Source organism: Vibrio algicola (genome assembly GCF_009601765.2).
Lineage (GTDB): Bacteria > Pseudomonadota > Gammaproteobacteria > Enterobacterales > Vibrionaceae > Vibrio > Vibrio algicola.
In genome coordinates this window covers 2,104,211-2,130,463 of sequence record NZ_CP045699.1, presented here as the reverse complement: position 1 = coordinate 2,130,463, position 26,253 = coordinate 2,104,211, and the positions used below count along the sequence as shown (strand labels likewise).

General features: G+C 43.1%; 26 protein-coding genes. 19 read left to right on the top strand and 7 right to left on the bottom strand.

Annotation, left to right across the window (positions count from 1 at the left end; translation table 11 throughout):
• Positions 1–17 precede the first annotated feature (17 nt).
• The 8 genes from mutL to GFB47_RS09615 all read left to right on the top strand — a co-directional run bounded on the left by mutL (position 18) and on the right by GFB47_RS09615 (position 8,951).
• A complete protein-coding gene (gene mutL, locus GFB47_RS09650) occupies positions 18–2,018 on the top strand; it encodes a DNA mismatch repair endonuclease MutL (protein ID WP_153447799.1) in 2,001 nt (666 codons plus the stop codon).
• The gene (gene miaA / locus GFB47_RS09645) at positions 2,015–2,950 is read left to right on the top strand and encodes a tRNA (adenosine(37)-N6)-dimethylallyltransferase MiaA (protein ID WP_153447798.1); all 936 of its coding nucleotides are present in this window, start codon (positions 2,015–2,017) and stop codon (positions 2,948–2,950) included. The genes mutL and miaA overlap by 4 nt, the downstream gene beginning before the upstream one ends.
• Before the next feature lie 303 nt (positions 2,951–3,253).
• Entirely contained in the window at positions 3,254–3,523 is a 270-nt protein-coding gene (hfq, locus tag GFB47_RS09640; protein ID WP_153447797.1) for an RNA chaperone Hfq, read from the top strand.
• Between the two features lie 35 nt (positions 3,524–3,558).
• On the top strand, positions 3,559–4,866 hold the full coding sequence (hflX, locus tag GFB47_RS09635) for a ribosome rescue GTPase HflX (RefSeq protein WP_153447796.1): 1,308 nt from the start codon (positions 3,559–3,561) through the stop codon (positions 4,864–4,866).
• A 122-nt stretch (positions 4,867–4,988) separates the two neighbouring features.
• Positions 4,989–6,182, top strand: a complete 1,194-nt coding sequence (gene hflK, locus GFB47_RS09630) for an FtsH protease activity modulator HflK (RefSeq protein ID WP_153447795.1) — start codon at positions 4,989–4,991, stop codon at positions 6,180–6,182.
• Between the two features lie 2 nt (positions 6,183–6,184).
• A complete protein-coding gene (gene hflC / locus GFB47_RS09625; RefSeq protein ID WP_153447794.1) occupies positions 6,185–7,171 on the top strand; it encodes a protease modulator HflC in 987 nt (328 codons plus the stop codon).
• A gap of 114 nt (positions 7,172–7,285) precedes the next feature.
• Positions 7,286–7,474, top strand: coding sequence for a DUF2065 domain-containing protein (locus tag GFB47_RS09620; RefSeq protein ID WP_153447793.1), 189 nt, complete (start codon positions 7,286–7,288; stop codon positions 7,472–7,474).
• Between the two features lie 160 nt (positions 7,475–7,634).
• On the top strand, positions 7,635–8,951 hold the full coding sequence (locus GFB47_RS09615) for an adenylosuccinate synthase (protein WP_153447792.1): 1,317 nt from the start codon (positions 7,635–7,637) through the stop codon (positions 8,949–8,951).
• A gap of 102 nt (positions 8,952–9,053) precedes the next feature.
• On the opposite strand, the gene hmpA is transcribed toward GFB47_RS09615, so the two are convergent.
• The gene (gene hmpA / locus GFB47_RS09610; protein WP_153447791.1) at positions 9,054–10,226 is read right to left on the bottom strand and encodes an NO-inducible flavohemoprotein; all 1,173 of its coding nucleotides are present in this window, start codon (positions 10,224–10,226) and stop codon (positions 9,054–9,056) included.
• Positions 10,227–10,381: 155 nt separating this feature from the next.
• On the opposite strand from hmpA, the gene nsrR reads away from it, so the two are divergent.
• The 3 genes from nsrR to rlmB all read left to right on the top strand — a co-directional run bounded on the left by nsrR (position 10,382) and on the right by rlmB (position 14,218).
• On the top strand, positions 10,382–10,807 hold the full coding sequence (nsrR, locus tag GFB47_RS09605) for a nitric oxide-sensing transcriptional repressor NsrR (RefSeq protein WP_153447790.1): 426 nt from the start codon (positions 10,382–10,384) through the stop codon (positions 10,805–10,807).
• A 113-nt stretch (positions 10,808–10,920) separates the two neighbouring features.
• Positions 10,921–13,383 carry a ribonuclease R gene (rnr, locus tag GFB47_RS09600; protein WP_153447789.1) on the top strand — a complete coding sequence of 821 codons (2,463 nt, stop codon included), beginning with the start codon at positions 10,921–10,923 and terminating at the stop codon, positions 13,381–13,383.
• An 82-nt stretch (positions 13,384–13,465) separates the two neighbouring features.
• On the top strand, positions 13,466–14,218 hold the full coding sequence (rlmB, locus tag GFB47_RS09595) for a 23S rRNA (guanosine(2251)-2'-O)-methyltransferase RlmB (protein WP_153447788.1): 753 nt from the start codon (positions 13,466–13,468) through the stop codon (positions 14,216–14,218).
• A gap of 82 nt (positions 14,219–14,300) precedes the next feature.
• Here rlmB and GFB47_RS09590 read toward each other — a convergent pair whose 3' ends face one another.
• Positions 14,301–15,284, bottom strand: a complete 984-nt coding sequence (locus GFB47_RS09590; RefSeq protein WP_153447787.1) for a TAXI family TRAP transporter solute-binding subunit — start codon at positions 15,282–15,284, stop codon at positions 14,301–14,303.
• A 203-nt stretch (positions 15,285–15,487) separates the two neighbouring features.
• Entirely contained in the window at positions 15,488–15,958 is a 471-nt protein-coding gene (gene argR / locus GFB47_RS09585; RefSeq protein ID WP_153447786.1) for a transcriptional regulator ArgR, read from the bottom strand.
• A 291-nt stretch (positions 15,959–16,249) separates the two neighbouring features.
• Between argR and mdh the strand changes: the two genes are divergently transcribed.
• Positions 16,250–17,185: a malate dehydrogenase gene (gene mdh, locus GFB47_RS09580; RefSeq protein WP_153447785.1), complete on the top strand. Its 936-nt coding sequence runs from the start codon at positions 16,250–16,252 to the stop codon at positions 17,183–17,185.
• 298 nt (positions 17,186–17,483) lie between these two features.
• Here the strand turns inward: mdh and ispB are convergent, their stop codons facing one another.
• A complete protein-coding gene (gene ispB / locus GFB47_RS09575) occupies positions 17,484–18,455 on the bottom strand; it encodes an octaprenyl diphosphate synthase (RefSeq protein WP_153447784.1) in 972 nt (323 codons plus the stop codon).
• A 372-nt stretch (positions 18,456–18,827) separates the two neighbouring features.
• Between ispB and rplU the strand changes: the two genes are divergently transcribed.
• From rplU to GFB47_RS09540, 7 genes are all read left to right on the top strand, one after another.
• On the top strand, positions 18,828–19,139 hold the full coding sequence (rplU, locus tag GFB47_RS09570) for a 50S ribosomal protein L21 (RefSeq protein ID WP_153447783.1): 312 nt from the start codon (positions 18,828–18,830) through the stop codon (positions 19,137–19,139).
• A gap of 22 nt (positions 19,140–19,161) precedes the next feature.
• Positions 19,162–19,419: a 50S ribosomal protein L27 gene (rpmA, locus tag GFB47_RS09565; protein ID WP_017026335.1), complete on the top strand. Its 258-nt coding sequence runs from the start codon at positions 19,162–19,164 to the stop codon at positions 19,417–19,419.
• 198 nt (positions 19,420–19,617) lie between these two features.
• On the top strand, positions 19,618–20,793 hold the full coding sequence (gene cgtA / locus GFB47_RS09560) for an Obg family GTPase CgtA (RefSeq protein WP_153447782.1): 1,176 nt from the start codon (positions 19,618–19,620) through the stop codon (positions 20,791–20,793).
• Between the two features lie 168 nt (positions 20,794–20,961).
• Entirely contained in the window at positions 20,962–21,729 is a 768-nt protein-coding gene (locus GFB47_RS09555) for a threonine/serine exporter family protein (protein ID WP_153448206.1), read from the top strand.
• Entirely contained in the window at positions 21,729–22,193 is a 465-nt protein-coding gene (locus GFB47_RS09550) for a threonine/serine exporter family protein (protein WP_225874265.1), read from the top strand. The genes GFB47_RS09555 and GFB47_RS09550 overlap by 1 nt, the downstream gene beginning before the upstream one ends.
• Before the next feature lie 36 nt (positions 22,194–22,229).
• Entirely contained in the window at positions 22,230–22,712 is a 483-nt protein-coding gene (folA, locus tag GFB47_RS09545) for a type 3 dihydrofolate reductase (RefSeq protein WP_153447780.1), read from the top strand.
• A gap of 19 nt (positions 22,713–22,731) precedes the next feature.
• Positions 22,732–23,799, top strand: coding sequence for an FUSC family protein (locus tag GFB47_RS09540; RefSeq protein ID WP_153447779.1), 1,068 nt, complete (start codon positions 22,732–22,734; stop codon positions 23,797–23,799).
• Positions 23,800–23,934: 135 nt separating this feature from the next.
• Here GFB47_RS09540 and GFB47_RS09535 read toward each other — a convergent pair whose 3' ends face one another.
• The 3 genes from GFB47_RS09535 to rsmA form a co-directional block, all read right to left on the bottom strand.
• Positions 23,935–24,768 (bottom strand): symmetrical bis(5'-nucleosyl)-tetraphosphatase, encoded by an 834-nt coding sequence (locus GFB47_RS09535; protein WP_153447778.1) that lies wholly within the window; start codon positions 24,766–24,768, stop codon positions 23,935–23,937.
• A 9-nt stretch (positions 24,769–24,777) separates the two neighbouring features.
• Positions 24,778–25,161: a Co2+/Mg2+ efflux protein ApaG gene (apaG, locus tag GFB47_RS09530; protein WP_153447777.1), complete on the bottom strand. Its 384-nt coding sequence runs from the start codon at positions 25,159–25,161 to the stop codon at positions 24,778–24,780.
• Positions 25,162–25,369: 208 nt separating this feature from the next.
• Complete coding sequence (rsmA, locus tag GFB47_RS09525) at positions 25,370–26,206, bottom strand: 16S rRNA (adenine(1518)-N(6)/adenine(1519)-N(6))-dimethyltransferase RsmA (protein ID WP_194704448.1); 837 nt, start codon at positions 26,204–26,206, stop codon at positions 25,370–25,372.
• Between the last annotated feature and the right edge of the window lie 47 nt (positions 26,207–26,253).

The window sequence follows — 26,253 nt, the reverse complement described above, 5'->3', positions numbered from 1 at the left end:
AAATCAGTGGTGTAGCGATGGCGATTAAAATTTTACCAGCTCGACTGGCCAACCAAATCGCCGCTGGTGAAGTGGTAGAACGCCCTGCATCTGTGGTGAAAGAATTAGTTGAGAACAGTATTGATTCTGGTGCGACCCGTATTGATATTGATATTGAAAAAGGCGGTAGCAAGCTCATTCGAGTGCGAGATAATGGCTCGGGGATCGCCAAAGATGAATTGGGTTTAGCGTTAAGTCGCCATGCCACTTCAAAGATACACAGTTTAGATGACTTAGAAGCGATCATTAGCCTTGGTTTTCGCGGTGAAGCGCTGGCCAGTATTAGCTCGGTTTCTCGTTTAACCTTAACCTCGCGTATTGCCACTCAAAGCGAAGCTTGGTCTGCTTATGCTGAAGGGCGAGATATGGCGGTGCAATTAACCCCAGCCGCTCACCCTATTGGCACCACAGTTGAAGTGGTGGATTTATTTTTTAATACTCCAGCGCGACGCAAATTCTTACGCACGGAAAAAACCGAATTTACCCATATTGATGAACTGTTAAAGCGAATTGCGCTCAGTTGCTTCGAGGTGTCGATTACCCTGCGTCATAACGGCAAAGTGATCCGCCAATATCGCGCGGCAAAAAACGATATTCAAATCGAAAAACGTATCGGCGTCGCTTGTGGTTCGAGCTTTATGCAGCATGCGGTGTCGATCGCTTTAGATCACAACGATCTCAAACTAAAAGGCTGGATCACTACTCCCGACGGTGCGCGCAGTCAAAGTGATTTGCAGTACTGCTATGTTAATGGCCGTATGATGCGAGATAAGCTTATTAATCATGCGATTAGGCAAAGTTACGAGTCGGCGCTGCGCCCAGATCAATTTGCCACCTATGTACTCTTTATTGAAATCGATCCACATCAAGTTGATGTCAATGTGCACCCTGCGAAACATGAAGTCCGTTTTCATCAAGCGCGCTTAGTGCATGATTTTATTTATCAAGCATTGCGCGATGGATTATCGCAAGTGGTCGATATTACCGCTCCTGCTATTGCTAAATCAGCGTATGCTAGCCCGCCTCAAGTGGATGAACAAACTGAACATTCATCTCAAAACGAGGATCTTCAGGGCCGAGATGACAGCGCGCAAGGTAAGCGCAATGCGAGCCAATACATTAGCGATCAGCGACAAGGTTATACTGTATCGACTCATCAGGCTTGGCAAACGGACGATCAAGATGAAAACTCGCGCCCTAATGCTAATGCTAATGCTAATGCTAATACTAAAGCTCATTCGAGTCGCCCAAGAGCGTCATCGACAAGTTATCACCCTAAGCAATCAGAAGTCTATCGCGCCTTATTTCAAACACTCGACCCAATTGAAAAACCAGAATGCGTAGAGCAACCAGAAAATCACCAATCCAGTCATGCCTCAGAGTCAACTGAACCGAACATTATCACCAGTTTGGGTAAGTCTCTAGCGGTGGTGCAAGAGTGTTATTTGTTGATGCAAAATCCTCAAAGCTGTCTATTGGTGGATCTCAACAAGGCGGCGAGTTTAAAGATACAAGGCCAATTTTTGCTTAATGGCGAACCAAGCTTGAAAGCTCAGCCTCTATTGATCCCGTTAAGTCTTCCGCTATCGCTGGATTTGATAACGACCGCAGCAAGTCAGCATGCACTATTAGCGCAACTGGGGGTTGAATTACAAGCCAAAGGGCAGCATTTAATGGTGGTGGGGGTACCACAACCGTTAAGACAACAGAATTTACAAATCTTGATCCCTGAGCTTTTAGGCTACCTTAACCGTCACCAATATGACAACCAAAGTGGTGGCGAAGAAATCACTTATCAGGCTTTGAGTTTATGGCTCACAAAACATATTAGTGTTACTCAGACTCGCTATACTTTATCGCAAGCCATTCAATTGGTGTCGGAACTTGAACAAATTTGGGGAACCGCTTTGCCATTACAACAATATAACTGGGTTCAACCCGTTGATTTTTCATCTACTCTAGCGGTGCTGCAATCATGAGCCAAACATTACCTTTAGCATTATTTTTGATGGGGCCGACAGCCTCAGGTAAAACCGAGCTGGCAATACGTTTACGTCAAAAGTATCCAGTGGAAATCATCAGTGTCGATTCCGCCTTGATTTATAAAGGTATGGATATCGGCACCGCTAAACCAGATGCTGCAGAACTGGCATTAGCGCCCCATCGATTGATTGATATTTTGGATCCTAGCGAATCTTATTCGGCGGCGGATTTTCGTCGTGATGCACTGCAACAAATGGCGGAAATTGTCGCGCAAGGCAAAATTCCATTATTAGTTGGCGGGACCATGTTGTACTACAAAGCACTGCTAGAAGGTTTATCCCCATTGCCAGCTGCCGATCCGGTTATTCGCCAACAAATAGAGCAGCAAGCACAAGATATTGGTTGGGAAGCACTGCACCAAGAGCTTGCCAGTATCGATCCAGTTGCAGCTAAAAGAATCCACCCGAATGATCCACAGCGTTTATCTCGTGCGTTAGAAGTTTTCCGTATTTCAGGTAAAACCTTAACTCAACTAACCGAGCAAAAAGGCGAGCCGATCCCGTATCGAGTCAAGCAGTTTGCGGTTATGCCGAAAGAGCGAGCGGAATTGCATCGTCGGATTGAGCTGCGATTTGAGAAAATGATCGAGGCAGGGTTTGAACAAGAAGTGAGCGGTTTACATCAACGCAGTGATCTACATCTTGATCTACCATCAATTCGGTGCGTAGGTTACCGACAAATGTGGGAATATCTTGATGGAAATGGCACACTAGATGAAGCGGTATTTAAAGGGGTGTGCGCTACTCGTCAATTGGCGAAAAGACAAATCACTTGGCTGCGTAGTTGGGGTGATTTAACTTGGCTAGACAGTGAAAAAATTGACGCATCAGTAGAAACTTTATCAAATGCGATAACCAGTGACGGCTGATCCGTGCATCTTACCGTGATTTGAGTATATACTGAGACTAATCAGTATGATTGCTACTTTGATCGCTGAAAGTAAGTATCTAGGAACTAACTAGCCTAGAAGATTCATTATTTTCAATATGAAGATAAAAATTCGGCAGTCGAGCCATTTTGCTCGTTAATGCACAACTTCTTCTATTTTAGATGAAGTCTTAGCACTGCTTTTATTGTGTGACCACTTTCTTGTATCGGTTTTTTGTAACTTGATGCGTAGCAAAGTGAGATTAGCTAAAAATAAAATAACAAATAAATAAGGAAGAAAAACATGGCTAAGGGGCAATCTTTACAAGACCCATTCTTGAATGCATTACGACGTGAACGTATCCCAGTTTCAATTTATCTCGTTAATGGTATTAAGCTGCAAGGACAAATTGAATCATTCGATCAATTTGTTATCTTGTTGAAAAACACCGTCAGCCAAATGGTTTATAAACATGCCATTTCAACGGTTGTTCCTGCCCGCGCGGTGAGTCACCATACGACTGAGCGTCCGGCGCAGCAAGAGAAACCACAGCAAGATAATTCAGAAGATTAAGACTATTTTATTACCAAAACTAAGGAGCGAACTACTTGTTTGACCGTTATGAATCTGGTGAACAGGCAGTGCTTGTTCATATCAACTTCACCCAAGAAGGTGAGTGGGAAGATCTCAGAGAATTTGAAATGCTGGTTTCTTCCGCTGGGGTTAATAAGTTACAGGTTGTGACAGGTAGTCGCCAATCCCCGCATGCTAAATATTATGTAGGGACCGGCAAAGCACAAGAGATTGCCGATACAGTGCAAGCTCAAGGTGCTGAAATTGTTATCTTTAATCATGCATTAACACCGGCGCAAGAGCGTAACTTAGAAATGTTGTGCCAGTGTCGAGTACTTGACCGTACCGGCTTGATCTTAGATATCTTTGCTCAGCGCGCTCGAACCCATGAAGGTAAAATGCAGGTTGAATTGGCGCAGTTGCGTCATTTATCGACGCGTTTGATCCGAGGCTGGACCCACTTAGAGCGTCAAAAAGGCGGGATTGGCTTACGTGGACCGGGTGAAACTCAACTAGAAACGGATAGACGATTACTGCGTGAGCGAATTAAAGCCATTTTGCGTCGTTTAGCTAAAGTTGCAAAACAACGCGAACAGGGCCGAAAAGCCAGGCAGAGAGCTGAAATTCCGACCGTTTCATTAGTTGGTTATACCAATGCGGGTAAATCGACGTTATTCAATCGAATTACTGAAGCCGGAGTGTATGCTGCCGATCAGTTATTTGCGACATTGGATCCCACGTTACGTAAAATCGAACTAGAAGATGTGGGCGATGCAATCCTAGCCGATACGGTTGGTTTTATTCGTCACCTTCCTCATGATCTAGTTGCAGCATTTAAAGCGACCTTGCAAGAGACGCAAGAAGCAGACATTTTGTTACATGTTGTCGATGCCAGTGATGAGCGTTTTCGTGAGAACATTCATGCGGTTGATGTGGTTTTAGAAGAAATTGATGCGCATGAAGTACCGTCACTGTTAGTGATGAACAAAATTGATAGTATGGATGGACAAAAACCAAGAATAGATCGAGATGAAGAAGGTCTTCCTCGTGTGGTTTGGGTTTCTGCCATGAATGGAATTGGCTTAGATTTGTTGTTTACCGCGCTTACTGAGCGTTTGGCGACACAAATTGTTCAATATCAGCTGTGTATTCCACCTATGCATCAAGGACGTATTCGTAGTTTATTCTTTCAAATGAATGCGATCCAAGCAGAAGAGTACGATCAAGATGGTAACTTATTGATTGATATTCGAATGCAACAAGTTGATTGGTTAAAATTAGAAAAAAGAGAAGAGGTGGTTTTGAGTGACCTTATCGTCACAGACTTAACTACTACAATATGATATCAAAACAGCGATATTATTAAGTGGTTTACGACTAATGGTTTGATTAAAAACTATTTTGTATGAACTTTTTATTATTAATGATTGGTATGAACGTCATATCTACACGATGGAGCTTTCTAATGGCGTGGAACGAGCCTGGAAATAACAACGACAATAATGGCAGCGATAAAGACCCTTGGGGTAAGAATAAAAATCGCGGCGGTCGAGATCAAGGACCACCTGATTTGGATGAGGTGTTTAATAAACTCAGCCAAAAATTAGGTGGAACATTCGGTAAAAAAGGAAATGGAAAACCACTCTTTGGTGGCGGCGGTGCAATGGGCTTTGGTGCTATTGCTCTGATCGCAGTCTTAATCTGGGTTTTCTCTGGCTTCTATACCGTTGGTGAAGCTGAGCGCGGTGTGGTACTTCGCTTAGGTAAGTATGAGAAAATGGTTGACCCTGGTCTAAACTGGCGTCCTCGTTTTATTGATGAAGTGACGCCTGTTAACGTACAAGCGATTCGTTCATTACGCGCTAGCGGTCTCATGCTAACCAAAGATGAAAACGTGGTAACGGTAGAAATGGGGGTTCAATACCGAGTATCAGACCCTTATAAATACCTATATCGCGTAACCAATGCTGATGACAGCCTACGTCAAGCAACCGATTCTGCGCTTCGTGCCGTAATTGGTGATTCTTTGATGGACAGCATTCTAACCAGTGGTCGTCAGCAAATTCGTCAAACCACAGAAGAAACGTTAAACCAAATTATTGATAAGTACGATATGGGTCTAACGGTAACGGACGTTAACTTCCAATCTTCTCGCCCACCAGAGCAAGTAAAAGATGCCTTTGATGATGCGATTGCAGCTCGAGAAGATGAAGAGCGTTTCATTCGTGAAGCCGAAGCGTATAAAAATGAGATTTTACCGAAAGCAACCGGTCGTGCCGAGCGCTTGAAGAAAGAAGCTCAAGGTTATACCGAACGCACAGTGAACGAAGCATTAGGTCAAGTGGCTCAGTTTAATAAACTATTGCCTGAATACAACGCGGCGCCAAAAGTAACGCGTGATCGTCTGTATCTTGATGCGATGGAAAAAATCTACACCCGCAGTTCGAAAGTGCTGATTGATTCTGAGTCATCTGGCAACATGTTGTATTTACCGATTGATAAGTTAATTTCGGACGCTAAATCAAAACCAGCGAAAGCCCGCACCGGAGATAAATCCTCTTCTGAGTATGATGGCATTCAGCTAGATGCAAGCAAACCAAATGGTGATGAAACTGATCAACATTCAAGTTCGACTTCAACACGTAAAGGGAGATTCTAAACATGCGTAAGTTATTTATCCCTTTAGTGGCGATTTTAATTGTTGTGACACTGATGTCAGTGTTTGTTATTCCTGAAGGTGAGCGCGGAATCGTGATCCGTTTTGGACGAGTGCTTAAAGATACCAATGATGTGTCTTCAAGAATTTATCCACCAGGTTTGCATATTAAAATGCCTTTCTTTGATAACGTCAGAACGCTCGATGCTCGTATCCAAACTATGGATGGCAAAGCGGATCGTTTTGTTACATCAGAGAAAAAAGACGTCATCATTGATACCTATGTCAAATGGAAAATCAGTGACTTTGGTAAGTATTACCTAGCCACTGGTGGTGGTAACGCATTAACAGCAGAAGCATTGCTTGAGCGTAAAGTGACTGATGTTCTTCGTTCTGAAATTGGTTCGCGTGAAATTAAGCAAATTGTTTCTGGTCCTCGTAGTGAGATCGTTGCAGCAGATACCATTAAAGATGATGAAGGGTTGCCAGAATCAGCTAAAGAAGCATTAGAAGTTGATGGTGAACGCGATAAGATCATGCAAGATGTATTGGATGATACGCGTGATAGTGCAATGAAAGATTTAGGGGTTGAACTGGTTGACTTCCGTATGAAGAAAATCAACTTACCTGATGAAATCAGCGAATCTATTTATCGTCGTATGCGTGCTGAACGTGAATCTGTTGCTCGTAAGCACCGTTCTCAAGGTCGTGAAAAAGCCGAAATCATTCGTGCTCAAGCGGAACTTGAAGTGGCAACTACAATAGCAGAAGCGGATAAAACAGCTCGAGTGACTCGTGGTAACGCTGATGCAAAAGCGGCGGCGATTTATGCACAGTCGTACCAAAAAGCACCTGAGTTTTATAGCTTCTTGCGTTCACTTAAAGCTTACGAGAAATCGTTTAGCAATAAGAGCGACTTGTTAGTACTCGATCCTAAGAGCGACTTCTTCAAGTACATGAATGCCAGTGATGGACGTAAAACTGACAAATAATTATCTATTGATGAATACTCAATCAATATCGATATAAACTAGGGAGCCGAATTGGCTCCCTTTTTTTCATGAAATCTATGATGATAAATCGTAGACAAAATATGAGTAATGAACATGACATCTTTATTAATAGCGCTAGGCTTGGTATTGGTTTTTGAAGGTTTAGGCCCAGCATTTGCACCAAAAGCATGGCGTAATATGGTGGCTCAAGTCGCTCAACTGCCAGATGCTCAATTAAGACGAGTGGGTGGCGCATTAGTGGTTGCCGGTGGGGTAATGGTATTTATGTTGTTAAAGTCGTAGTGATTAACGCTGATATATCATTGATACCAGCCACAACATACTGTCAAGTAAGAAAAAATCAGCAAAAAATGAAACTGCATAAAAATTCATCTAAAAAATGACTGCAACAACGATTGTTGGTATGCTAGAATCCTTTTTTAACTAGCAAGCAGATTTAAAAATGGCAAATAACGTAGTCGTTCTAGGCACCCAATGGGGTGACGAAGGTAAAGGCAAAATAGTTGACCTTTTAACTGAAGATGCAAAATATGTGGTTCGCTATCAAGGCGGTCACAATGCAGGTCACACTCTAGTCATTGACGGTGAAAAAACCGTTCTTCACTTAATTCCATCAGGTATTCTACGCGACAATGTGAAATGCATTATCGGTAATGGCGTAGTACTGTCACCTGACGCTTTATTAAACGAAATGAAACCGCTTGAAGCGCGAGGCATTCCTGTTCGTGAACGCCTATACATTTCTGAAGCTTGTCCTCTCATTCTTCCTTACCATATTGCTTTAGACCAAGCGCGTGAACTCGCTCGCGGTAAAAAAGCGATTGGTACAACCGGTCGTGGTATCGGTCCTGCTTATGAAGATAAAGTATCTCGCCGCGGTTTACGCGTTGGCGATCTATTTGATATGGAATCTTTTGCAGAGAAACTAAAAGAAGTAATGGAATACCATAACTTCCAATTAGTGAACTACTACAAAGTAGAAGAAGTGAACTACGAAGAAGTACTTGAGCAAGTGAAAAGCTATGCTGATCTACTAACTTCTCTTGTTATCGATGTAACCGATGAGCTGGATGCTGCTCGTAAACGTGGTGATAAAATCATGTTTGAAGGCGCACAAGGTACATTACTTGATATCGACCATGGTACTTACCCATACGTAACTTCTTCAAATACTACCGCTGGTGGTGTTGCTGCAGGTTCTGGTTTTGGTCCGAGTCACTTAGGTTACATCTTAGGTATCGCGAAAGCGTACTGTACTCGTGTAGGTTCAGGTCCGTTCCCGACTGAATTATACGATGGTATTGATAAGCAAGATCCAATTGGTAAACACCTTGGTACTGTTGGTCACGAATTTGGTGCAACCACGGGGCGTTTACGTCGTACTGGTTGGTTTGATGCGGTTGCGATGCGTCGTGCGGTGCAACTAAACTCAATTACCGGTTTCTGCTTAACTAAGCTTGACGTTCTTGATGGTTTAGAAGAACTTAAAATCTGTACTAGCTACCAAATGGAAGATGGTTCAGTAATGAACGTGTCTCCATTAGCGGCTGATGCATTTGAGAAAGCGACTCCAATTTACGAAACCATGCCAGGTTGGTCTGAAAATACTTTCGGTGCTAAATCAATCGATGCGCTTCCACAAGCTGCTCTTGATTACATCAAACGTATTGAAGAATTAACTGGTGTGCCAGTGGATATCGTTTCAACGGGTCCAGATCGTAACGAAACTATCGTTAAGGTTCACCCATTTAACAGCTAATACTTGCTCCAATCTTCTGTGATTGGTTTTCAATGTATTTAAGTTAAATGAACAATCAAAAAAGCCGACGTATAATGCGTCGGCTTTTTGTTATCTAAAATATTACAGTACTTTGTGTGGTCCGAAGCATTCATAGTGAATACGATCTTCGCTGACACCTAATGCTAATAATTGCTTAGCAACATGCTGCATAAATACCACAGGGCCACAGAAGTAGAAATCGGTTTTATCCCAATCTATATCGGCTTTAATTTGGTTTAAATCGATCAGACCGTCAAGATGTTCAATTTCGTCATCTTTTTCTTGATACCAAGTGTATTGATTCAAGTTAACGGTTTGCTGGGTAAGCTCATGTAGGCGAGCTTTAAAACCATGACGCTGGCTATTATCTGCTGCATGCAACCAATGGATCGGTGCGCTGTGAGTTCCTTTAATCGCTTCTAACATCGCCATCATTGGCGTAATACCAACACCGGCTGAAATGAGCGCGATAGGGGTATTTGGTTCTGTGGTTAAGAAGAAGTCTCCAGCTGGCGCAGCTAACTGAACGCTATCGCCAACATTAATACTGCTATGCAGGTGATTTGAAGCAATACCTTGATCTTCACGTTTAACTGAAATGCGGTAAGTTTTGCCATTTGGCGCATCTGACAAGCTGTATTGACGAATTTCTTGGTTATCAAACTTATCTGAGTTTAGGTAAATACCGATATACTGCCCAGGCTTGTAACCTACCACCGTATTATCATCAACTGGTGCAAACACAAAGCTGGTGATCACTTCGCTTTCGACGATTTTTTCGATGACTTTGAATTCACGGGTACCACGCCAACCGCCACTTTGGCTTTCGGTTGCTTGGTAGATTTCTTCTTCACGAGTAATAAATACGGTAGCTAACAGGCCATAAGCTTCAGCCCAAGCATCAATCACCGCTTGTCCTGGGCTCATTAATTCATCAATGGTTGCCAGTAAGTGACTACCAACAATTTGATATTGCTCGGCGGTAATATTAAAGCTAGTGTGCTTTTGGGCAATTTTTTCAACCACTGGCAATAGAACTTCAATATTCTCAATATTGCTGGCATAACCATAAATCGCATTAAATAGCGCTTCACGTTGGCTGCCACTTTCTTGGTGGGTGAGATTGAAGATATCTTTCAGTTCTGGATTATGCGATAGCATGCGATCGTAAAAGTGCGCAGTAAGAGCCGGACCCGCTTGTTCGATCAGCGGAGCGGTAGATTTTACGATGTCGATAGTAGATTGAGTGAGCATTGTTAGAACACCTTTATAGTTATATGGACGATTACTTTGTAAGTTGTATCTAAAATGTATCTTTTAGTCAAATGAATATTTATAATGAAGTCACATCAGCAAGATGACCTTGAGGTTAATTAAGCGTATATTGAACACATTCAACAGGAGATAGTATGCAATTAACCACTTTTACCGATTATGGACTGCGGGCGCTAATTTATTTAGCCTCACTACCTGAAGGTGAAAAAACCAATATCAACACCGTAAGCCAAGTTTTTAATGTGCCTAAAAATCACATGATCAAAATTATCAATAAATTGGCTCAGCTTGGTTATATTACTGCGATCCGTGGTAAAAATGGTGGGATCTTGCTCGGGTTACCGGCAAAAGATATTATTATTGGCCAAGTGGTACGCGGTATTGAACCAATGCAGTTAGTTAATTGTGCTCCTGAAGCGTGTCATATTACTTCTGCTTGCCGTTTAAAAAGCCATATTGCCAAAGCAAAACAAGCTTTTATTGCTGAACTCGATAAAGTGACACTGCAAGATCTCTTGGCGGATAATGACGAATTACTTTTGTTTTTAACGCCAGTTTAAGAATATAGGCCGTTTTTTTCGCTATTTTTGTCATTTTCCAAACCATTTCTGTAGCTTAATGCTGCTGTCAGATATAATCATAATTACACTTTGCGTCTATAAGCAGGTTTGTCATGTCCGAACGTCCCGAAATAATTGATCCTTTTGCCAAGCGAGAATCAGAAAAATACGAAAACCCCATTCCGAGTCGAGAATTCATTTTATCGTTCTTAACTAAGGCGAATGTGCCGATGAATCGTAATGATCTCTTCGAAGCGCTAAATTTAGCAGGCGAAGATAATTATGAAGGACTGCGCCGTCGTTTACGTGCGATGGAGCGTGATGGTGAATTAATTTTCACTCGTCGCCAATGTTACGCCGTACCTGAAAAAATCGATCTGATTAAAGGTACCGTCATCGGTCATAAAGATGGCTTTGGTTGGGTGCGCCCAGACGGTAGCGTAGGTAAAGATAACGATGTCTTGTTACCATTTCATCAAATGCGCACTATTATCCATGGCGATTACGTATTAGTGCAACCCAATGGCGAAGATAAGCGTGGCCGTAAAGAAGGGCGTTTAGTGCGCATTCTTGAAGCGCGTAAAACTAACTTGGTTGGCCGCTTCTTTATGGAAGATGGCCATGCTTACGTGGTATCTGATGACTCTCGTATTTGCCAAGATATTCTCATTCCTGAAGAGTTTCGTGCTGGGGCTCGTATGGGCAACGTGGTGATCGTTGAGCTGACCGCTCGTGCCACTCGTTCACGCGCCATGATGGGTAAAGTCATCGAAGTATTAGGCGAAAATATGGCGCCAGGTATGGAGATCCAAATTGCGATCCATACTCATCAAATTCCCAATGAATGGCCACAAGCAGTTGAGCAACAAGTTAAAAATTTAGCCGAAGAAGTACCAGAAGAAGCGAAACAAGGTCGAGTTGATTTACGTGATTTACCGTTAGTGACCATTGATGGCGAAGATGCGCGTGATTTTGATGATGCCGTTTATTGCCAAGCTAAAAAAGGTGGTGGCTGGCGTTTATGGGTGGCAATTGCTGATGTAAGTTATTATGTTCGCCCTAAAACATCCCTCGACAAAGAAGCGATTAAGCGCGGTAACTCGGTTTACTTCCCTGCGCAAGTGGTGCCGATGTTGCCAGAAGTTCTGTCCAACGGCTTATGTTCACTTAACCCTCAAGTAGATCGCTTATGTATGGTATGTGAAATGACCATTTCAGCGGCGGGTAAGCTGTCGGGTTATAAGCATTACGAAGCAGTAATGAACTCTCATGCTCGTCTTACCTACAACAAGGTTGGGGCAATTTTAGATGGCAATCAAGAGCTGCGTGAGCGCTATTCAAAAGTGGTGCCGGATCTCGAGCAGTTGCATAAGATGTATCAAGTGCTGAAAGTAGCGCGTGAACAACGTGGCGCTATTGAGTTTGAAAGCACCGAAACGAAGTTTATCTTTAATGAATTACGCAAGATCGATCGCATTGAACCTGTAGTGCGTAACGATGCGCATAAGATCATTGAAGAATGTATGATCTTAGCCAATATCGCTTCAGCAACGTTTGTTGAAAAAGCCAAAGAGCCGGCTTTGTATCGCGTGCATGATACTCCGGGTGAAGAGCGCCTCACGGGTTTTCGATCTTTTCTTGGTGAACTCGGTTTAGGTTTAACTGGCGGATTAACCCCAACACCAACCGATTATGCCGCCTTGATCCAATTGATTGCCGAGCGTCCAGATAAAGAGCTTATCCAGACCATGTTGCTGCGTTCAATGAAGCAAGCGGTGTATAACCCAGCTAACGGTGGTCACTTTGGTTTAGCGTTGCAACGTTATGCACACTTTACCTCGCCAATTCGTCGCTACCCAGATTTGCTGCTGCATCGTGCGATTAAGTATCTCATCTCTCAAGGCGAAAGTTCATCAACCGGTGGTCATCACTATAACGTTGATGAAATGGACTTTTACGGTGAGCAATGTTCAACCACAGAGCGTCGCGCCGATGATGCTACCCGTGATGTATCCGATTGGCTTAAATGTGAATACATGCAAGATCATGTCGGTGAAGAGCTTGATGGCGTGATCGCAAACGTGACCGGTTTTGGTTTCTTTGTGCGTTTAAGTGATTTGCATATTGACGGCTTAGTGCATATTTCATCGCTGGCCAATGACTACTATCAGTTTGATCCTATGGGTCAACGCTTAGTCGGTGAAAGCTCAGGCCTGATTTATCGCTTAGGTGACACTGTTAAGGTGAAGGTTTTAGCTGTGAATCTTGAAACCCGTCAAATTGATTTTGAAATTGTTGGCAGCAGCCGCGAAGTGCGTGGTAAAGGCAAAACCGCCAAGAAACGCGCCGCGAATGCAGATAAAAAAGAAATCAGTAAAAAGAAACAAGCGGTAAAAGCCAATAAGCCAGGCAAAAAAGCCAAGCCTTTAATTGAACCGACTAAGCGACCGGAAGAAACATTAGGCAAACCGGCGAAAAAGAAAAAAGCCAAGCGTAAGCCAAAAGAGGCGGGTAAACCTGGCACTAAGCCAAAACGCAGCAAACCGTCGGCGTCGAAGCGCGCGAGCAGTAAGTAATATTATTTTCAGTCATTAGGATCGATCACTAAGATCGATCCATAATTAATATGGGGTCGATGATCGACCCACAAGGTAGACCATGAGTAACGAATTTATCTTTGGCATCCACGCCATCAATGCGGTTCTAGAAAAAGATCCTGCGCGCTTAATTGAAGCTTTTGTTTTAAAAGGCCGTGAAGACGACCGTTTAATGCCGGTAATTAACCAACTAAAGAAGTATGGTATTTCGGTACAGCAAATGGGGCGTAAAGCGTTAGATGACAAGTCTGAAGGGGCTAACCACCAAGGTATTATCGCTAAAGTAAAACCGGCTAAACAGCTGAATGAGAATCATCTTGATGACATTATGATCGCTTACAAAGCCAAAGGTGAGCATCCGTTATTATTGGTGCTCGACGGTGTGACGGATCCGCATAATCTAGGCGCTTGTTTGCGTAATGCCGATGCGGCAGGTGTTGCCGCGGTTATCGTACCCAAAGATAAGTCAGCGCCATTAACCGGTACAGTAAGCAAAGTCGCGTGTGGCGCGGCAGAAAGTGTTCCATTTGTGCGTGTCACCAACTTAGCTCGCACGATGCGCGCGCTGCAAGAGCAAGGTGTCTGGTTTGTGGGTACAGCGGGTGAAGCGACCCAAGATATCTATCAAGCAAAATTAACAGGACCTTTGGCGATTGTGATGGGCGCAGAAGGTGATGGAATGCGTCGTTTAACTCGTGAAACCTGTGATGATTTAATCAAGATCCCAATGGCAGGTAGTGTTTCAAGTTTGAATGTATCGGTTGCCACTGGCGTATGTTTATTTGAAGCGGTAAGACAACGCTTGGCAAAATAAGCCATCATTGAAGCAATGCTATACACAAAAAAGCGATCCGGTTGGATCGCTTTTTTTATGGCTGAAATAACCAGCAAGTTGACTATAGCAGTCCGACCTCTTTGTAATAACGGATCGCTCCAGGGTGAAGTGGCACTGAAATCCCATCTTTGACCATATTCTGCTTTTTTAAATGGGCAAATGCCGGGTGCAGACGTTTGAATATCTCAAAGTTTTCAAATACCGCTTTGGTTATTTGATAAGCGTTTTCATCGGGCAGTTCGGTGCTGGTGACGACGGTTGATAGTACCCCAAAGGTTTTTATGCTGTCTGGGTTGTTAGGGTAAATTCCGCCAGGTATGGTGGTGTAAGTATAAAATGCACTGCGTTTAACAATATTATCTACCCCTTTTCCGACCACCGGAATCAGTTGGGCTTTACAGGTTTGGGTGGCTTCTTTAATTGAAGCATTGGGGTGGCCAAGAAAAGCCACAAAAGCATCGATTTGATTATCACATAATGCTTTAGCGCGATGAGAACCCGCGAGAGCTTGGGTTGAGGCAAAGCTATCATCATCCCATTTTGATTGTGCCATTAAAATATTCATAGTGGCGCGATCGCCCGAACCATTGCTGCCTAAACTGACTCGCTTATTTAATAAATCGGGTAGGCCATGAATGGCTGAGTCTGAGCGCACTAATAAATTAAAAGGTTCGTTATACAAAGAGAACAAAGCGCGCTGCTCTTTATAGGCTCCTGCACTGGCAAAAGGACCACTGCCATGATAGGCGTAGTATTGCCAATCAGCTTGAGTGATCGCGATATCAATATCTTGCGCTTGCAGCTGAGTGAGATTATCGATTGAACCATTACTGGATTCTACCGAGCAGCGAATATGATGTTGTTTACGACCTTTATTGATTAACTTACAGATAGAAGCGCCAGCAGGATAATAGACACCCGAGACCGAACCGCTACCAATGGTGATAGAGGTATTTTCTTGGGCGTGTAAAGCGGAGCTAATTACTAATAAGGCAGACGCGAGCCATAACCAGCAAAAGCGCAGAGGTGAATCAGGTGAAATCATCGTAACGATCCTTGTCGTTTTAACCATAAATAACGCAATCCATCGCGTTAAGTCCTTGCTGCTAGAGTTGAAAACCAAAGGGCTCTACAGGGAATAACAAGGTACACAGTTATCCGAAAGGCAAATGTCATGGAAGGGGTAGAAAAAAACGAGAAAAGTTGTGTATTTGAGAAGGCGTTCACGTCATGAACGCCAATATTGCTTTAGTCGGCGTATTCGAATAAATCACAAACAGAATCAAACAGTTGCTTTGTAGTATAATTCATTGTCGGGGTGATAAAAATGGTATCATCGCCAGCCACTACGCCAAGAATGCCTTCTGACTTACCTAGTGAGTCCAATAAACGCGCGATAAGTTGCGCTGCGCCCGGGCCAGTATGGATCACTACGAGCGCATCATTGTGACCAACATCGAGTACTAATTCTCGTAATGAGCTTGATACTGTTGGCACCCCGAGCTCAGCAGGTAAGCAGTACACCATGTCCATTTTGGCGTTGCGGGTACGAACGGCGCCAAACTTAGTTAGCATGCGAGAGACTTTAGATTGGTTGATATTATCGAAGCCTTCTTCTTTAAGGGCATCGACAATTTCGCCTTGTGAACCAAAGCATTCTTCTTTCAATAATGATTTGAATGAACGGACGAGTTGATCTTGTTTATCGCTATTTCGCATGAGACACATCTTTAATTTACATAGAATTGCATTATTTTCGCATAGAAAGGCACTTTGTGCCAATAAGAACTGGTGGCAGAGTTAACGAAAAAGAAAAATTGAAATGTAATATATATTATTGAGATTTTAATCACTGACCTAATATCCTTTATACCTGAAAATAAGAGGTCAGATGAGGGGAAGATCTCAAACTAAAGGTTAATGAATTGTAATCAATATGTCTATGTTGTAGTTTGTTTTTAGTCACTTTATTGACGTAATTATAAAATTGTTTTCCAAAGGAGAAGGTTTATGAAAGTAGCGGTAATTGGTGCTGCAGGTGGTATCGGACAAGCATTGGCTTTATTGCTTAAAAATGGCTTGCCAGCAGGTTCAGATCTTGCGTTATATGATATTGCACCAGTAACCCCAGGGGTTGCGGCTGATCTTAGTCATATTCCAACCCCTGTTTCGATTAAAGGTTACGCTGGCGTTGACCCTACACCGGCACTGGAAGGTGCGGATGTGGTGCTGATTTCTGCAGGTGTGGCGCGTAAGCCCGGCATGGACCGTTCTGATCTTTTTAATGTTAATGCCGGTATTGTTAAGTCATTAGCAGAAAAAATTGCGGTAACTTGCCCTACAGCGTGTGTCGGTATTATTACTAACCCTGTTAATACTACGGTTCCTATTGCCGCAGAAGTATTAAAGAAAGCGGGGGTTTACAATAAAAACCGTTTATTTGGTATTACTACTCTTGACGTTATTCGTTCAGAAACCTTTGTGTCTGAATTAAAAGGGGTATCTCTTGACGGTCTAGAAGTACCGGTTATTGGTGGTCACTCTGGTGTGACTATTCTGCCATTACTTTCACAAGTGAAGGGCGTTGAATTTAGCACGGAAGAAACCGCAGCATTAACTAAGCGTATTCAAAATGCCGGTACTGAAGTGGTCGAAGCTAAAGCGGGTGGCGGTTCAGCTACACTGTCGATGGGCCAGGCGGCTTATCGTTTTGGTCTGTCTTTAGTTAAAGCGCTACAAGGCGAGCAAGGTATTGTTGAATGTGCATATGTTGAAGGTGATGGCGCAAATGCCCGTTTCTTCGCTCAGCCTATTCGTTTAGGTAAACAAGGGGTTGAAGAGATCTTAAGCTATGGTGAGCTAAGTGATTTCGAACAACAAGCTTTTGATAGCATGCTAGAAACACTGAAGAGTGATATTGCCCTAGGTGAAGAGTTCGCTCAATAATGTAGCAGACGAACCTACACAAGTATTTTAGAAAAACAAAACCCCGTGATGGCTTAAACCGTCACGGGGTTTTATTTTAATCTCGTTCGCTATTTACGGTCACGAAGCCTAAGGCCGGAAACCTAAAGCTAATAGCAATTCCATTTAATGTTTGCTCAATTTGAATACGCCGAAAAGACGCTAATCTGTCCTTGGTCGCTTGAGATAAAGGTCATCCATGGTCTTTGACACTTTTCTCTGTACTCAATTTTGAACGGTCATTAAATTTATAGAATTGCTATAAAGCTAAAAACGGAAGCTATTTTGTTCTTCTCACTGCCATATGCGCTAGTGTGATCAGTGCTTGCTTATATTCAGACTCCGGAACGACCGCTAGCTCTGCAATCGCTTTATCGGCTTCTTGCTCGGCGCGTTGAGTGGTGTACTCCAGTGAGCCAGTTTGATGCATCGCATCCATAATGGCATCGAGCTTTTCCATTCCATTCGAGTGCTCAATCGCTTCACGGATCATGGTTGCTTGTTCCGGAGTACCATTACGCATCGCGTAAAGCAGTGGCAGCGTCGGTTTGCCTTCAGCAAGGTCATCACCGACATTTTTTCCCATCTCTTTACCATCAGACGTATAGTCCATTACATCATCAATTAATTGGAATGCAGTACCTAAATAACGACCGTAGTTTTGCAGCGCAGTTTCGGTTTGTTGCGGGGCGTTAACCAAAAGGGCACCGATTTGAGTGGCCGCTTCAAATAAACGTGCAGTTTTCGAATAGATGACCTGCATGTAGCTTTCTTCTGTGGTATCTGGATTATTGCAGTTCATTAATTGCTGAACTTCGCCTTCGGCTATTACGTTTACCGCATCACTCATTAGCTTGAGGATTTCCAAAGAGCCTAAAGCGGTCATCATTTGGAATGAGCGAGTATAGATGTAATCTCCGACCAGAACGCTAGCAGCATTACCAAATGCCGCATTGGCGGTTTCCTTGCCACGGCGCATATCAGATTCATCGACAACGTCATCGTGCAGTAACGTCGCGGTATGAATGAATTCTACAAATGAGGCGGCGGTAATGTGGTCTTGACCTTGATAACCAAGCGCCTTGGCTGAAATAAGCGCGAGCAAAGGGCGAATTCGTTTGCCACCACTACTGACAATGTAAAAGCCTAATTGGTTAATTAGGCTCACATCTGAATTGAGTTGAGCGTGAATGGTTTCATTCACTTTGGTCATGTCATCAGCAGTCAAGGCTTGGATAGCAGTAAAATCCATATTCATTCCAGCGAAAGTTAAGCGTGATATATCCCCATGTTACTTGAAGCCACCGTTTGTTTGATTAACGGTGAATCAGTCAGAAAGTCGAAGCAAATAAGACATATCCGAGTGTTACTTCAATTGGTTTGGGGGATAAATGAAAATAATGTTGGATTCTACACTAAAAAATATTGATAAACACGGCTCTAAACGGCATCATTACACCACTTTAATCAGGCGATGATCTTTTCGCCATTTTTTTTAATATTTATCTTGTCAAAGGCTAAGCTCTCAAGTAGAATCTGCGCCCTATTGATGACAAGTTTAAGCGCACACCTGATATGTTTAAAATAACTAACATGATGCTGTGCGGAAAAAGCGGAGTAAAATATGTACGCTGTTTTCCAATCTGGTGGTAAACAACACCGTGTAAGCGAAGGTCAAACTCTTCGTTTAGAAAAATTGGACGTAGAAACTGGCGCAAACGTAGAGTTTGATTCAGTTCTTATGGTTGCTAATGGTGAGGAAATCACTATTGGTGCACCTCTGGTTGCTGGCGGTAAAGTAACTGCAGAAGTAGTTAAGCACGGTCGTGGCGATAAAATTAAAATCGTTAAGTTCCGTCGTCGTAAGCATTCTCGTAAGCAAATGGGCCACCGTCAGTGGTTCACTGAAGTCAGAATTACTGGCATCAGCGCTTAATTAACATAACGGAGAAGCTAACATGGCACATAAAAAAGCTGGTGGTTCTACCAATAACGGTCGCGATTCAGAAAGCAAACGTCTAGGCGTGAAGCGTTTTGGTGGCGAATCTGTTCTTGCAGGTAACATCATTGTTCGTCAACGTGGTACTAAATTCCACGCAGGCACCAATGTTGGTATCGGTAAAGACCATACTCTATTTGCTTTATCTGAAGGTAAAGTTAAATTTGAAGTTAAAGGTCCTAAGAACCGTAAGTTTGTAAGTATCGAAACTGCATAAGTTTTCTACTTACATTATGAATTCAAAGCCCTGCCTTAACGGCGGGGTTTTTTATTTATAAAGTACCAATTGATATTCGAAATAGACCCTAGACCCTAGCCCCTAGAATGAATCATTTAGATATAGCAATATCACTGGGATTTATAGTCTGTGGTCTACACTCATAATAGACTTGCCAACATGCAGGTGGAGTAGCAAATGAAATTTGTTGATGAATCAACCATAAAAGTAGAAGCGGGCGACGGCGGTAACGGCGTAGTCAGTTTCTGGCGTGAAAAATTCGTAGAAAAAGGTGGCCCTGACGGCGGTGATGGCGGTGATGGCGGCGATGTGTATATGCAAGCCGACGAAAACCTCAACACCTTAGTTGATTATCGTTTTGAGCGTTTCCATAAAGCAGAACGTGGTAAAAACGGTAGTGGCGGCAACTGTACCGGTCGTCGTGGTGCGGATAAAACCATTCGTGTGCCTGTTGGTACTCGTGCGGTTGATATCCACACTAACGAAGTCGTAGCCGAAGTCACCGAACATGGCAAAACCATTATGATCGCTAAAGGCGGTTGGCATGGTTTAGGTAACCAACGTTTTAAATCGTCGGTTAACCGTGCACCTCGTCAAAAGACAATGGGGACGAAAGGTGAAGTTCGTGAATTGCGCCTAGAATTATTGTTGTTGGCTGATGTTGGCATGCTAGGTTTGCCTAATGCCGGTAAATCGACTTTTATTCGCGCAGTTTCTGCCGCTAAACCAAAAGTTGCCGATTACCCGTTTACCACTTTGATCCCAAGCCTTGGTGTGGTTCGTGCCGGAGCTGAGCGTAGCTTTGTAGTTGCCGATATTCCTGGTTTGATTGAAGGTGCCGCAGACGGTGCTGGTTTAGGTGTGCGTTTCTTAAAACACTTAGAGCGTTGCCGAGTATTGTTGCATATGATTGATCTTCTACCGGTTGATGGCTCGGATCCAATCACCAATGCTCTAACGATTATTGATGAGTTAGAGCAATACAGTGAGAAAGTTTCGGCTAAACCGCGCTGGTTGATCTTCAATAAAGTGGATCTTATCAGTGAAGAAGAAGCAGACGAAAAGATCCAAACGATCATCGACGCTTTAGGTTGGGAAGGCCGCACAGCCCGTATTTCAGCCATCAATAAATTAGGCACCAAAGAGCTGAGCTTCGAATTAGCTGAGTTTATGGAATCGTTGCCAAAAGAAGCATTGGAACTGACCGTTGAAGAAGAGAAAGTCGACTTCAAATGGGATGATTACCATAAAGATGCGATCAGTGGTAAAGATGTTATCACTGAAGAGTGGGACGATGATGATTGGGATGATGATGACGAAGATGATGGTCATGTTATCTATGTTCGTGACTAATCCCCATCTTAAACTGAAGTGATACCAAGAAAGCTGCAATTCTCTTTTGAGATTTGCAGCTTTTTTATTTTAAATCATATTTTCCAATCTCGTAGTGATGCACACTAATAATGATAGGCAGGAAGCCTATTATTAGTTTGATTTCTTAATGAGGAAGAGTGATTGGCAATGGAAGCAAATCAGAAAAATATAACCCGCTTTATCATCAATGCGGGACAGATGTTATTAGCCCACGGCGCGGAAAGCACGGTGGTGGCCGATATCACTCGCCGTTTAGGTTTAGCCTGCGGAATGGAAGAAGTCGAAGTGTCGTTATCGGCCAGTTCTATTATTATCACCACCATTATGGATGATAACTGCGTGACTACGGTTAGACGCAGCCCTGACCGAGGGATTAATATGTCGGTTGTGACCGATATTCAACATATCTGTATTATGGTTGAGCGTCGCGTGCTTGATTTTACCTTAGCTCAACATAAACTCGAACAAATCAAGCCTAAGCGCCATAACCGTTGGATTGTGGTTTTAATGATAGGTTTATCCTGTGCCGCTTTTTCGCACCTTGCGGGTGGGGATCGCATTGCCTTTGCTATCACATTTGTCGCCTCAGCGATTGGTATGATTGTGCGACAAGAAATAGCTCACCGAAATTTTAATCCGTTGCTTAATTTTGCCGTCACTTCTTTTGTTATCACATTAATATCCTCACAAGCGGTGATTTATCAAATCGGTAGTCACCCTTTTCTTCCTATGGCTTCCTCAGTGTTAATGATGGTGCCAGGCTTTCCGTTAATTAATGCCGCCGCCGATATGCTCAAAGGTTATATTAATATGGGAATCGCTCGTTTTGTGATGGCAACATTACTGACCTTGGCGACCAGTATTGGTATTGTGGGTGCGATGACGCTCACTGGTGCATGGGGGTGGGTACACTAATGGATCTATTACTCGCACTGCTCAATGATATGTTTTTTGCTTCTATTCCAGCGGTCGGTTTTGCTTTGGTGTTTAATGTGCCGGTTAAAGCGTTAAAGTATTGCGCACTGGGTGGGGCGCTTGGTCATGGCACTCGTTTTTTACTTTTGCACTATGGCGTACCGATTGAATGGGCGACATTATGCGCCGCGACTTTAGTGGGGATGGTGGGGGTGCATTGGTCGCACCGATTCTTAGCTCATCCGAAAGTATTCACTGTGGCGGCGATGATCCCAATGATCCCTGGGGTTTATGCCTTTAAAGCCATGATCGCAGTGGTTGAGTTGAGTCATGTCGGTTATAGCCCTGAATTACTAGCAATATTAATCGATAATTTTTTACAGGCGATATTTATCATTGCCAGTTTAGCGATTGGACTCGCGATGCCGGGATTATTATTTTATCGGCGTAAGTCAGTGGTATAATCCTCTGATATTTAACTGTTGAAGGATGGATAGTGCGTGAAAATTAGCATGATAGCCGCAATGGCGAACAATCGAGTGATTGGCAAGGATAATCAAATGCCTTGGCACCTTCCGGCTGATTTTGCTTGGTTTAAACGTTGCACCTTAGGTAAGCCAGTAGTGATGGGAAGAAAAACCTATGATTCAATAGGTCGCCCATTACCAGGCAGAATGAACATTGTGATCAGTCGAGATAAGACCTTATTCATTGAAGGTGTGACTACGGTGTCCAGCATTGAACAAGCAAAAGAGGCCGCCGGTAACGTTGATGAGTTGATGATCATTGGTGGTGGCAGTATCTACCAAGCTTGTTTAGCTTTTTCTGATCGACTTTACTTAACTTATATTGACGCTGATCTTGATGGTGATACTCAATTTCCTGATTGGGGCAAAGGTTGGCATGAAATTCAAAATGAAACTTATGCCGCTGATGACAAAAACGGTTATTCGATGCAATTTGTTTGCTTAGAACGAAAATAATAATAATTGAAGGTAATTAATGCGTCTTAATAGCGCGGTTTCTCCCTTAGAGCTTTGGATATTTAAATATTATCGCTTTGTACATGGCGCTCGTATTGCACTTGCGTTTGTGATGATGTTAGCTATAACACGCTTACTTGATATTCCAGACAGCACTTGGCCATTGATCACATTAGTGGTGGTGATGGGGCCTATTTCTTATTGGGGGAATGTCTTTCCTCGCGCGATTCAACGAGTACTCGGAACCTGTATCGGTGCGGCATCGGGCATGGTGGCTTTATACCTAGAAACCTTTTCAACCCCATTATTGATGTTGTGGTGTGCGATTATTATGTTTTTGTGCGGCTACCTTGCATTAGGTAAGCGGCCTTACGCCGGTCTATTGATTGGTATTACTTTAGCAGTGGTGTTAGGGGCGCATAGTGGCGAGTTTGAACAGGCATTATGGCGCAGTGGTGATGTGATTTTTGGCTCAGCATTTGCGTTGTTATGTTGCAGTATTTTCCCCCAACGTGCCTTTATTCACTGGCGATTAAATGTCAGTGAGCATTTACTTCAAATTGCTACGCTGCACCATACATTATTATCACCTAACGTGGTTGAGCGTCCTCGCCTACAAGCAAGACAAAAAGAAATGTTGGGTAACATTATTCGTAATCGCAGCTTAGTTTCGCCTTCGGCGGCAGAAACACATTTAAGCTCTAGTTTATTAAGTAGCATTCAAAGCAGTATGGTGAACTGTCTATATACTGTCGATAAATTGTCGGATATTTATTGGCAAGACCGCCACCATCATTTAGCTTTAATTCAGGCTAAAAGTTTAAAGATAAGTCATCAAGCGACCGAAAAAACCTTATATCAATTATCTCATATGCTGAAAACCGGAGAGATTGAAGGGGGAGAGTGGCATTTTGACAATATGAATGAAGCAATTGAAGAAGTGAAAAGCTTGTTAGATAAATCCCAGCACGATACTTCATTGTATGGCTATGTGTGGTTAAATGTGCAACTTATTGAAGAGCTGGCCAAGTTGCGCCGTATGATTATGTTAGCTTTGAATCTCACCAAGTCTTCAAATTTTACTTAGAGCCGCTTTGTTGCTTTGCTCTACTGTGTTACTGATTTTTTGTGTTGGCCACAATACGTAAAAATAGAACATCAGCAATACGGTTATAAATTAAATACTATCAATGGTTTATTTGGTTTATTTGGTTTATTTGGTTTATTTGGTTTTTTTGGGTGTTTGAGTTAGGTTATCTTGAGTAAATACCTGCTGATCTTCCCAACATAGCATCGAGAGATACTCTCCCCATACGCATCCGGTATCCAATCCAATCACGTTCGCTTGCTTATCATGACAGCCCATTAATGATGCCCAATGACCAAAAATGACAGTTTTTTCCAATGGAGTACGATTAGGTACTTGAAACCAAGGCACTAAACCATTGCTGCTGGCTTGCTCTGGTGGCAGTTTGCATTCTAAATTAAGCTCACCATCTGACTGGCAAAATCGCATGCGGGTAAAAGCATTGATGCTATAACGTAAGCGATCTAGGCCTTGTAGCATCGGATCCCATTTAGTCGGTTGATCACAATACATATTTTCGATTAGCCAAGGCCATTTTTCACCTTGTAAGTGAGTGGAAATCTGCGCTGATGCTTGACGTGCATCTGTGAGATCCCATTGTGGCGAAATACCAGCATGGCACATCACAAATTGATCATGTTCGGCCAATAATGGTTGTTGGCGTAACCAATCCATTAACTCATTTCTATCAGGCGCGGCAAAAATATCAGCAGTTTTATCTTTTGTTTTACAAGGGAATAAACCAAGATGCACGGCCAGTAAATGCAGATCATGATTGCCTAATATACAACGAGCAGCTGAGCCTAAAGAGCGTACAAAACGCAGCGTCTCGAGTGATTTAGGCCCGCGAGCCACAAGATCGCCCGCCAGCCAGAGCGTATCGATTTTAGGATCAAAGGCCACTTGTTGGAGTAGTTTTTGCAATTCATCCAAGCATCCTTGAATATCACCGACAATATAAGTCGCCACAAGGCCTCTCTAGTTTAAAATGTTGGGAATGGCTAAGCGGAACGGTTCAATTTCAGTAATGAATGCCTGTCCTTGTTCATCGAGCATGCCGTAATGACCTTGCATAACACCAACCGGCGTTTCAATCGCAGTACCACTGGTATAAGTGTATTCTTGCATCGATTCAATCACAGGTTGCTCGCCGACCACGCCTTCACCTTCAATACTTAATTGCTTGCCATTTGCATCGGTAATTAACCAACGTCGAGTCTGTAGTTGTACGCTTTGCTGGCTTAAATTACGGATAGTGATGGTATAGGCAAATACATAACGGTGTTGTTCCGGTTGAGATTGCTGAGGAATGTAACGGGTATGCACTTGGCATTTAATACAAGGGGTCGAAACTGCTGGCATGGAGTTCTCCTATCCTTAGGGGAAGGTATGTTTTGTCTTTCAGTATTGGTTGTTAGGGTATCTAGGGTTTACCCCAATCACCGAAACAAGTTTGGCTAATGGGGTAAACGACCTTGCGAGCTTTCAATTCTTAACGTTCTAGCATCATTCGCATTTTAATTATTCAATCAAAAGCGAAAGGCAATAAATTAGAAGCATTGATTTAAGCTTATTCTTCAGCGTCTGACTGCGCTTCAGGCGAACCTGATCTAGCGTGAAGGTAATTAGCTAAATCGACAAACTGCACCAAAGTTAAGTTCTCAGGACGAACGCTTGGATTAATTCCCACTTGTTCGAGTTCTTCCACTGTCGCCAGGTTTTTAAAACAGTTACGTACGGTTTTACGACGTTGGTTAAAACCTTCACGGCATACACGTTCTAGCCATTTTAAGCTAGTGGTCGGATGCGGAAGCACTTCGTATGGCATTAAGCGAACCACGGCTGAATCTACCTTTGGCGGCGGAATAAAAGCCGTCGGTGGCACTTCTAATACCGGCATCACTTGGCAATAATATTGCGCCATCACAGTTAAGCGACCATAAGCTTTTGAGCCCGGGCCCGCCGCTAAGCGATTAACCACTTCTTTTTGCAACATAAAGTGCATGTCTTGAATATCACTATGGAATTCAAACAAGTGGAACATTAATGGGGTTGAGATGTTATATGGCAAGTTGCCGAAAATGCGCAGTTTATTGTTTGGCTTCACCAGTTGGTTAAAGTCAAAACGCATCGCATCGCCCTCATGAATGGTGATTTTACTTGCCAGTTCAGGGTGGTTGCGTAGCCGTTCTGCTAGATCTCTATCTAGTTCAATCACGGTCAGTTTATCAACTTCACGTCCAACCGGCTCTGTAATTGCGCCAAGGCCAGGACCAATTTCGACCAAGTTTTGCCCAGGTAGTGGGTTAATTGCCGATACAATACCGTCAATAATATAAGGGTCATGAAGGAAGTTTTGACCAAAACGCTTACGCGCTTTATGACCTAGATGGACATCATTACTCATTAATATTTCTCATTTTTTAATAAAACTAACACCATTAAAGATAGGCT

Coding starts and splice junctions, on each gene's coding strand:
- mutL (WP_153447799.1), top strand. CDS start 18: ATGGCGATTAAAATTTTACCAGCTCGACTGGCCAACCAAATCGCCGCT.
- miaA (WP_153447798.1), top strand. CDS start 2,015: ATGAGCCAAACATTACCTTTAGCATTATTTTTGATGGGGCCGACAGCC.
- hfq (WP_153447797.1), top strand. CDS start 3,254: ATGGCTAAGGGGCAATCTTTACAAGACCCATTCTTGAATGCATTACGA.
- hflK (WP_153447795.1), top strand. CDS start 4,989: ATGGCGTGGAACGAGCCTGGAAATAACAACGACAATAATGGCAGCGAT.
- hflC (WP_153447794.1), top strand. CDS start 6,185: ATGCGTAAGTTATTTATCCCTTTAGTGGCGATTTTAATTGTTGTGACA.
- GFB47_RS09620 (WP_153447793.1), top strand. CDS start 7,286: ATGACATCTTTATTAATAGCGCTAGGCTTGGTATTGGTTTTTGAAGGT.
- GFB47_RS09615 (WP_153447792.1), top strand. CDS start 7,635: ATGGCAAATAACGTAGTCGTTCTAGGCACCCAATGGGGTGACGAAGGT.
- hmpA (WP_153447791.1), bottom strand. CDS start 10,226: ATGCTCACTCAATCTACTATCGACATCGTAAAATCTACCGCTCCGCTG.
- nsrR (WP_153447790.1), top strand. CDS start 10,382: ATGCAATTAACCACTTTTACCGATTATGGACTGCGGGCGCTAATTTAT.
- rnr (WP_153447789.1), top strand. CDS start 10,921: ATGTCCGAACGTCCCGAAATAATTGATCCTTTTGCCAAGCGAGAATCA.
- rlmB (WP_153447788.1), top strand. CDS start 13,466: ATGAGTAACGAATTTATCTTTGGCATCCACGCCATCAATGCGGTTCTA.
- GFB47_RS09590 (WP_153447787.1), bottom strand. CDS start 15,284: ATGATTTCACCTGATTCACCTCTGCGCTTTTGCTGGTTATGGCTCGCG.
- argR (WP_153447786.1), bottom strand. CDS start 15,958: ATGCGAAATAGCGATAAACAAGATCAACTCGTCCGTTCATTCAAATCA.
- mdh (WP_153447785.1), top strand. CDS start 16,250: ATGAAAGTAGCGGTAATTGGTGCTGCAGGTGGTATCGGACAAGCATTG.
- ispB (WP_153447784.1), bottom strand. CDS start 18,455: ATGGATTTTACTGCTATCCAAGCCTTGACTGCTGATGACATGACCAAA.
- rplU (WP_153447783.1), top strand. CDS start 18,828: ATGTACGCTGTTTTCCAATCTGGTGGTAAACAACACCGTGTAAGCGAA.
- rpmA (WP_017026335.1), top strand. CDS start 19,162: ATGGCACATAAAAAAGCTGGTGGTTCTACCAATAACGGTCGCGATTCA.
- cgtA (WP_153447782.1), top strand. CDS start 19,618: ATGAAATTTGTTGATGAATCAACCATAAAAGTAGAAGCGGGCGACGGC.
- GFB47_RS09555 (WP_153448206.1), top strand. CDS start 20,962: ATGGAAGCAAATCAGAAAAATATAACCCGCTTTATCATCAATGCGGGA.
- GFB47_RS09550 (WP_225874265.1), top strand. CDS start 21,729: ATGGATCTATTACTCGCACTGCTCAATGATATGTTTTTTGCTTCTATT.
- GFB47_RS09540 (WP_153447779.1), top strand. CDS start 22,732: ATGCGTCTTAATAGCGCGGTTTCTCCCTTAGAGCTTTGGATATTTAAA.
- apaG (WP_153447777.1), bottom strand. CDS start 25,161: ATGCCAGCAGTTTCGACCCCTTGTATTAAATGCCAAGTGCATACCCGT.
- rsmA (WP_194704448.1), bottom strand. CDS start 26,206: ATGAGTAATGATGTCCATCTAGGTCATAAAGCGCGTAAGCGTTTTGGT.